At 69.0% G+C, this 5,792-nt stretch carries 2 protein-coding genes, 1 pseudogene and 1 riboswitch; of the genes and pseudogenes, 1 reads left to right on the plus strand and 2 read right to left on the minus strand.

Features of this window, described 5'->3' with window-relative positions; all coding sequences use genetic code 11:
• Positions 1 to 32: 32 nt before the first annotated feature.
• Positions 33 to 166: riboswitch (glycine riboswitch) on the plus strand.
• A gap of 63 nt (positions 167 to 229) precedes the next feature.
• Positions 230 to 3,079: an aminomethyl-transferring glycine dehydrogenase gene (gene gcvP / locus AC2VON_RS09715; protein WP_486952763.1), complete on the plus strand. Its 2,850-nt coding sequence runs from the start codon at positions 230 to 232 to the stop codon at positions 3,077 to 3,079.
• A 30-nt stretch (positions 3,080 to 3,109) separates the two neighbouring features.
• On the opposite strand, the gene AC2VON_RS09720 is transcribed toward gcvP, so the two are convergent.
• Positions 3,110 to 4,990, minus strand: a complete 1,881-nt coding sequence (locus tag AC2VON_RS09720) for a vWA domain-containing protein (protein ID WP_486952764.1) — start codon at positions 4,988 to 4,990, stop codon at positions 3,110 to 3,112.
• A 17-nt stretch (positions 4,991 to 5,007) separates the two neighbouring features.
• Positions 5,008 to 5,792: pseudogene (locus AC2VON_RS09725) on the minus strand (malate synthase G); the annotation flags it as partial.

A 5,792-nucleotide genomic window follows, 5' to 3' on the forward strand; every position in this document is an offset into this window, starting at 1 on the left:
AACCTCTCAGGCCCGAAGGACCGCGCGAAGACGACGATGCCTCTGGAAAGCGGTGGCGACCGGCAGCGGTCTTCACCCGCCGATGGGGAAAGGCCACCTGCGGCTCTGTTTGCAGCGGCTGAAGCTCTCAGGCGCCCGGCGCACGGGTGAAGACAGAGGGGGAGGGCCCGCCAGTGGGTGCTGGGCCCTGCCCGTGTCGCCCGTGCTGCCCATGTCAGGAGTTTCTCCGATGCCCGACCCCACCGAAGCCCGCCTGAACTTTGCCGACCGGCACATCGGTCCGGACCACCGCGACATCGCCACGATGCTCACCGCCATCGGGGTCGATTCGCTCGACGACCTAGCCGCCAAGGCCGTCCCGGCGGGCATCCTGGACCCGCTCACCGGCACGGATGCAGCTCCCGGGCTGGACCGGCTGCCGCCGCCCGCCAGCGAGGCCGAGACGCTGGCCGAGTTGCGCACGCTGGCCGACACCAACACCGTCGCGGTGTCGATGATCGGTCAGGGTTACTACGACACCTTCACCCCGCCGGTGTTGCGACGCAACGTCATGGAAAACCCGGCCTGGTACACCGCCTACACCCCGTATCAACCGGAGATCAGCCAGGGCCGGCTGGAGGCGCTGCTGAATTTCCAGACCATGGTCGCCGACCTGACCGGCCTGGAGGTGGCCAACGCGTCGATGCTCGACGAGGGCACCGCCGCCGCCGAGGCGATGACGCTGATGTACCGCGCGGTGCGGGGTGATTCTGACCGGCTGGTCGTCGACGTCGACGTGTTTACCCAGACCGCTGCGGTGCTGGCCACTCGCGCGCAGCCACTGGGCATCGAGATCGTCACCGTGGATTTGGCCAACGGGCTGCCGCAGGGCGAGTTCTTCGGTGTCATCGCCCAGCTGCCCGGGGCCAGTGGGCGGGTCACCGACTGGACCACGGTGGTCGAGCAGGCGCACGACCGGGGCGCGCTGGCGGCGATCGGAGCCGATCCGCTGGCGCTGACCCTGATCACCCCGCCCGGGGAGATCGGCGCCGACGTCGCGTTCGGCAGCACCCAGCGATTCGGCGTGCCGATGGGATTCGGCGGTCCGCACGCCGGCTACCTCGCGGTGCACGCCCGCCACGCCCGCCAGCTGCCCGGCCGGCTGGTCGGGGTGTCGGTCGACATTGCGGGAAGGGGGGCGCTGCGATTAGCGCTGCAAACCCGTGAACAGCACATCCGCCGGGACAAGGCGACATCGAACATCTGCACCGCGCAGGTGTTGCTGGCGGTGATGGCCGCGATGTACGCCAGCTACCACGGTGCCGACGGGCTGGCCGCGATTGCCCGCCGGGCGCACGCTCATGCCGGACAGATCGCCGCCGCGCTGGGTGATGCGTTGGTGCACGACACCTACTTCGACACGGTGCTGGCCCGGGTTCCCGGCCGCGCCGACCAGGTGATCGCCGCGGCGAAGGCGCGTGGCATCAACGTGTGGCGGGTCGACGGCGACCACGTGTCGGTGTCCTGCGACGAGACCACCACCGACGCGCACGTGGCAGCGGTGCTCGACACTTTCGGCCTGCCTGTCGCGACGTCGGTGCCCACCGGTGACGACAGTTTGGGGACCATACGCACCTCGACGTTTCTGACCCATCCGGCCTTCACCGAGCATCGCACCGAGACATCGATGATGCGGTATCTGCGCACCCTGGCAGACAAGGATATTGCGTTGGACCGCAGTATGATTCCGCTGGGCTCGTGCACCATGAAACTCAACGCCGCCGCCGAGATGGAGCCGATCACCTGGCCGGAGTTCGCCCGGCAGCATCCGTTCGCGCCGGCCGGCGATACACCGGGGCTGCGGCGGCTCATCGATGACCTGGAATGCTGGCTGACTGCGCTGACCGGCTACGACGCCTGCTCGCTGCAGCCCAACGCCGGTTCTCAGGGCGAGTATGCGGGCCTGCTGGCGGTTCGTGCCTACCACGCCAGCCGCGGGGAAGGCCACCGCGACGTCTGCCTGATCCCGTCCAGCGCGCACGGCACCAACGCCGCGTCGGCGGCCCTGGCCGGGATGCGGGTGGCCGTGGTGGGCTGCCGGGAGAACGGGGACGTCGACCTCGACGATCTGCATGCCAAGCTCGGTGAGCATACCGGCCGGCTGGCGGCGCTGATGATCACCTACCCGTCCACCCACGGTGTCTACGAGCAGGACATCGCCGAGATCTGCGCGGCCACCCACGATGCCGGCGGCCAGGTCTACGTCGACGGCGCCAACCTCAACGCACTGGTGGGCCTGGCCCGGCCGGGCAGGTTCGGCGGCGACGTCAGCCACCTGAACCTGCACAAGACGTTCTGCATTCCGCATGGCGGCGGCGGGCCCGGCGTCGGACCGCTGGTGGCTCGCTCGCACCTGGCGCCGTTTCTACCGGGCCACCCGCTGGCCCCGGAATTGGCGACCGGGCGGCCGGTGTCGTCGGCGCCGTACGGGTCGGCGTCGATCCTGCCGATCACCTGGGCCTACCTGAAGATGATGGGCGGCGCCGGGCTGCGGCGGGCGTCGCTGACCGCGATCGCGTCGGCCAACTACATCGCCCGCCGGCTGGGCGAGTACTACCCGGTGCTCTATACCGGTGCGAACGGCATGGTCGCCCACGAGTGCATTCTCGATCTGCGGCAAATCACCGCGTCCACCGGTGTAACGGTCGATGATGTGGCCAAACGGCTGGCGGACTACGGCTTTCACGCTCCGACGATGAGCTTCCCGGTGGCGGGCACGCTGATGGTTGAGCCGACCGAAAGCGAGAGCCTGGCCGAGGTTGACGCGTTCTGCGCGGCGATGATCGCCATCCGCGGCGAAATCGGCCGGGTCGGCGCCGGAGAATGGCCATCCGACGACAACCCGCTGCGCGGCGCGCCGCACACCGCCGCGTGTCTGCTCGCCGACAAGTGGGAACACCCCTACACCCGCGAAGAGGCCGCCTACCCACTGGGCACGGCATTCCGGCCCAAGGTGTGGCCGGCAGTGCGGCGCATCGACGGAGCCTACGGCGACCGCAACCTGGTCTGCTCGTGCCCGCCGATTCAGGCCCTGCCCTGAGGTCAGCTGTGGTCAGCTGGTCAGCTGTCGTCAGCTCAGCAGTGTGCTCAGCGCGGCGGCCAGTTCCGGTGAGTTCGACCCGGCGACACTGAGGTAGCTGCCGCCGGACAGTCGGGCGACGGCCTGCCAGGTCGACTGGTCGGGGTCGTCGCCGAAGTCGATGACGTTGACGGCGACAGGGCGCTCGGGGTCGACGCTCTGGCGGATGAAGTCCTGCAGGCCGGTAGCGCCCAGCGTCTGGTCGCTGTGCGGTCCGGAGGTCAGCACCAGCACGGAATTACTCTGGCCGGCGAGGTAATTGGCAAGTGCCTGGTTGTAGACCAGGCGCAGCGTCGTGAACGACACCGCACCGCCGGACGTCGAGGTCAGGTGATTCAGTTCGGCGACCAGTGCGGCGGCCCGGGGCTCTCCGTCCACCGGGTCGGCCAGTGGGCCGGTGGAGACCACCGAGCGGCCCTCGGTGGCGTCGAAGGTCCACAGACCCACCGTGGCGTTGGACGGCATGGTCTGAATTTGGCGCTCCAGCGCGGAAACAACATTGGTCAGCCCGGTGTCGGCGCCCTCGCTGGTGGCCATCGACTGGTCCAGCATGATGGTGACGGCGGCGCTGGTGGCCGGCGCGGACAGCACGCTGGCCAGCGTGGTGCGCAGCGCATCGTCGCTCACCGACAGTGTTCCGGGCAACAACGCGAAACTGGTGACGTCACTCTTCGGCGGTGCGATGCCCTGGACCCGGAACCCGGCTTTGGCCAAGTCCGCCAGCTGGTCGGGTTTGTGGACGAAGCGGGCGAACTCGCTGGCGGCGCCGATCTGCTCCGGCGACAGCCACCCTCCGCTGAGCAACACCGTCGGGTAGTCGGCGACCGCGGCCGGCCCCGGCGGTAGCCACGAACCCAGTGTGCCGGCGGCGTCGGCCACCGACTCGCCCCGGGAGAACACCTGTTGTTCGGTGGTGACCACCGCGTGCACCGGCGCGGTTGCCGGATTAGCCGGCCTTAGCAGCGTGTTCAGCGCCTCGGCCAACGTATTGTCCGCCAGCTTGGGCTGCGCGTCGACCAGGGTGCGCAACGCCGGGATGCCCGCGCTGGCCGGTGCACCGGGCGGCGTGGAAGCCGACGCGACCGCCTCGGCGGCGAGGAACACGGCGTCGGCGTTGCCGTCCACCGGCAGCGCCAGCCGCAGCGACCCCCAACCGGGTAGGTGCACCCGGGCCAACCCATCGTCATCGCTTTGCAGAATGGGTAATGTCGCCCAATTCTGTTGTGTAAGCGCGGGTTTAAGTTCAGGCCGTACAGCGAGCAACACCGGGGAGGTGACCAGGGAGCGGCTGTCACTGACGGTCTGCTGGCCGGCGGCGGCCTGGAGCCGCAACGCCGAGACCGAGCTGCCCGGGATCCACAACGCCGGTCGTTCACCCAGCTGGCCCGGCCAGTCGCCGATGAAGCCGCCGACGACGGCGCCCGAGTCCGCGGGTTTGACCTGTACCGACACGCAGCGGTCACCGACGGGCTTGGCCGATTTGTTGAACTGGCCGGCGAATTCGCTGATGTGATCGGAGATCGACGGATCCGCGACGACGGCGACCGTCAGCTGGCCGGCTATGCAGCGCCCGGCGGCGCTGCTGGAGCGGTGGGACAGCGAATTGCCGAAGAATCGCCACAGGATCACCGTGCCCACCACGACGATCACCGCAACCAGGGTGGCAATCACGCCGGTGCTGACACCGCGCCGCCCGGCTTCGGTGCGGTGGCCGCCCCGCGACTCGCTGCGATGACTGGCCGGCGACGGTGCCTCCCGGGTGTCGCCGGTGTCGCCGGCATGGTGGTCGTCATCGGTTTCCGGGGTCTCGGGGGTGTGGTCGATTGGCCTGTCGGAGAACTCATCCGGCCCGCGAATGCTGTGCCTACCCATGGCGATGAGTGTGTCGGCTAGCGGCGAGCATCGTCACCGGCTCGACCCGATGGGTAAGCCTTGAACTCACGACGGGCTCGATGCAGGATCGGCTCGGTGTAGCCGTTGGGTTGCGCGGTCCCGGACAAGATCAGCTCCTGCGCGGCGGCGAACGCGATGCTGGTCTCGAAATCGGGTGCCATCGGCCGATAATCCGGGTCTCCGGCGTTCTGCCGGTCCACCACCGGAGCCATCCGCTCCAGGCTCGACCGCACGTCCTCGACGGTGATCACCCCGTGGCGCAGCCAGTTGGCCAGCAGCTGCGAGGAGATCCGCAGGGTCGCACGGTCTTCCATCAGGGCCACGTCGTGAATGTCGGGCACCTTCGAGCAGCCCACACCCTGGTCGACCCACCGCACCACGTACCCGAGAATCGACTGGCAGTTGTTGTCGACCTCCTCACGGATCTCCTCCGGCGCCCAGGCCAGTTCCCCGGAGAGCGGAATGGTCAGCAGCTGTTGCAGCGTGGTGCGGGTCTTGCCGGCGAGCTCACGCTGCACCGCGAACACGTCAACCTGGTGGTAGTGCATGGCGTGCAGGGTGGCCGCGGTCGGTGACGGCACCCAGGCGGTGCTGGCACCGGCACGAGGGTGGGCGATCTTCTGGGAGACCATGTCCGCCATCAACTCGGTCATGGTCCACATGCCCTTGCCGATCTGAGCGTGACCGGTCAGGCCGGTCGCCAGGCCGACGTCGACGTTGGCGTCCTCGTAGGCCAGGATCCACGGCTGGGTCTTCATGGCGGCCTTGCGCACCATCGGCC

This window comes from Mycobacterium sp. TH-M82, from assembly GCF_057473605.1.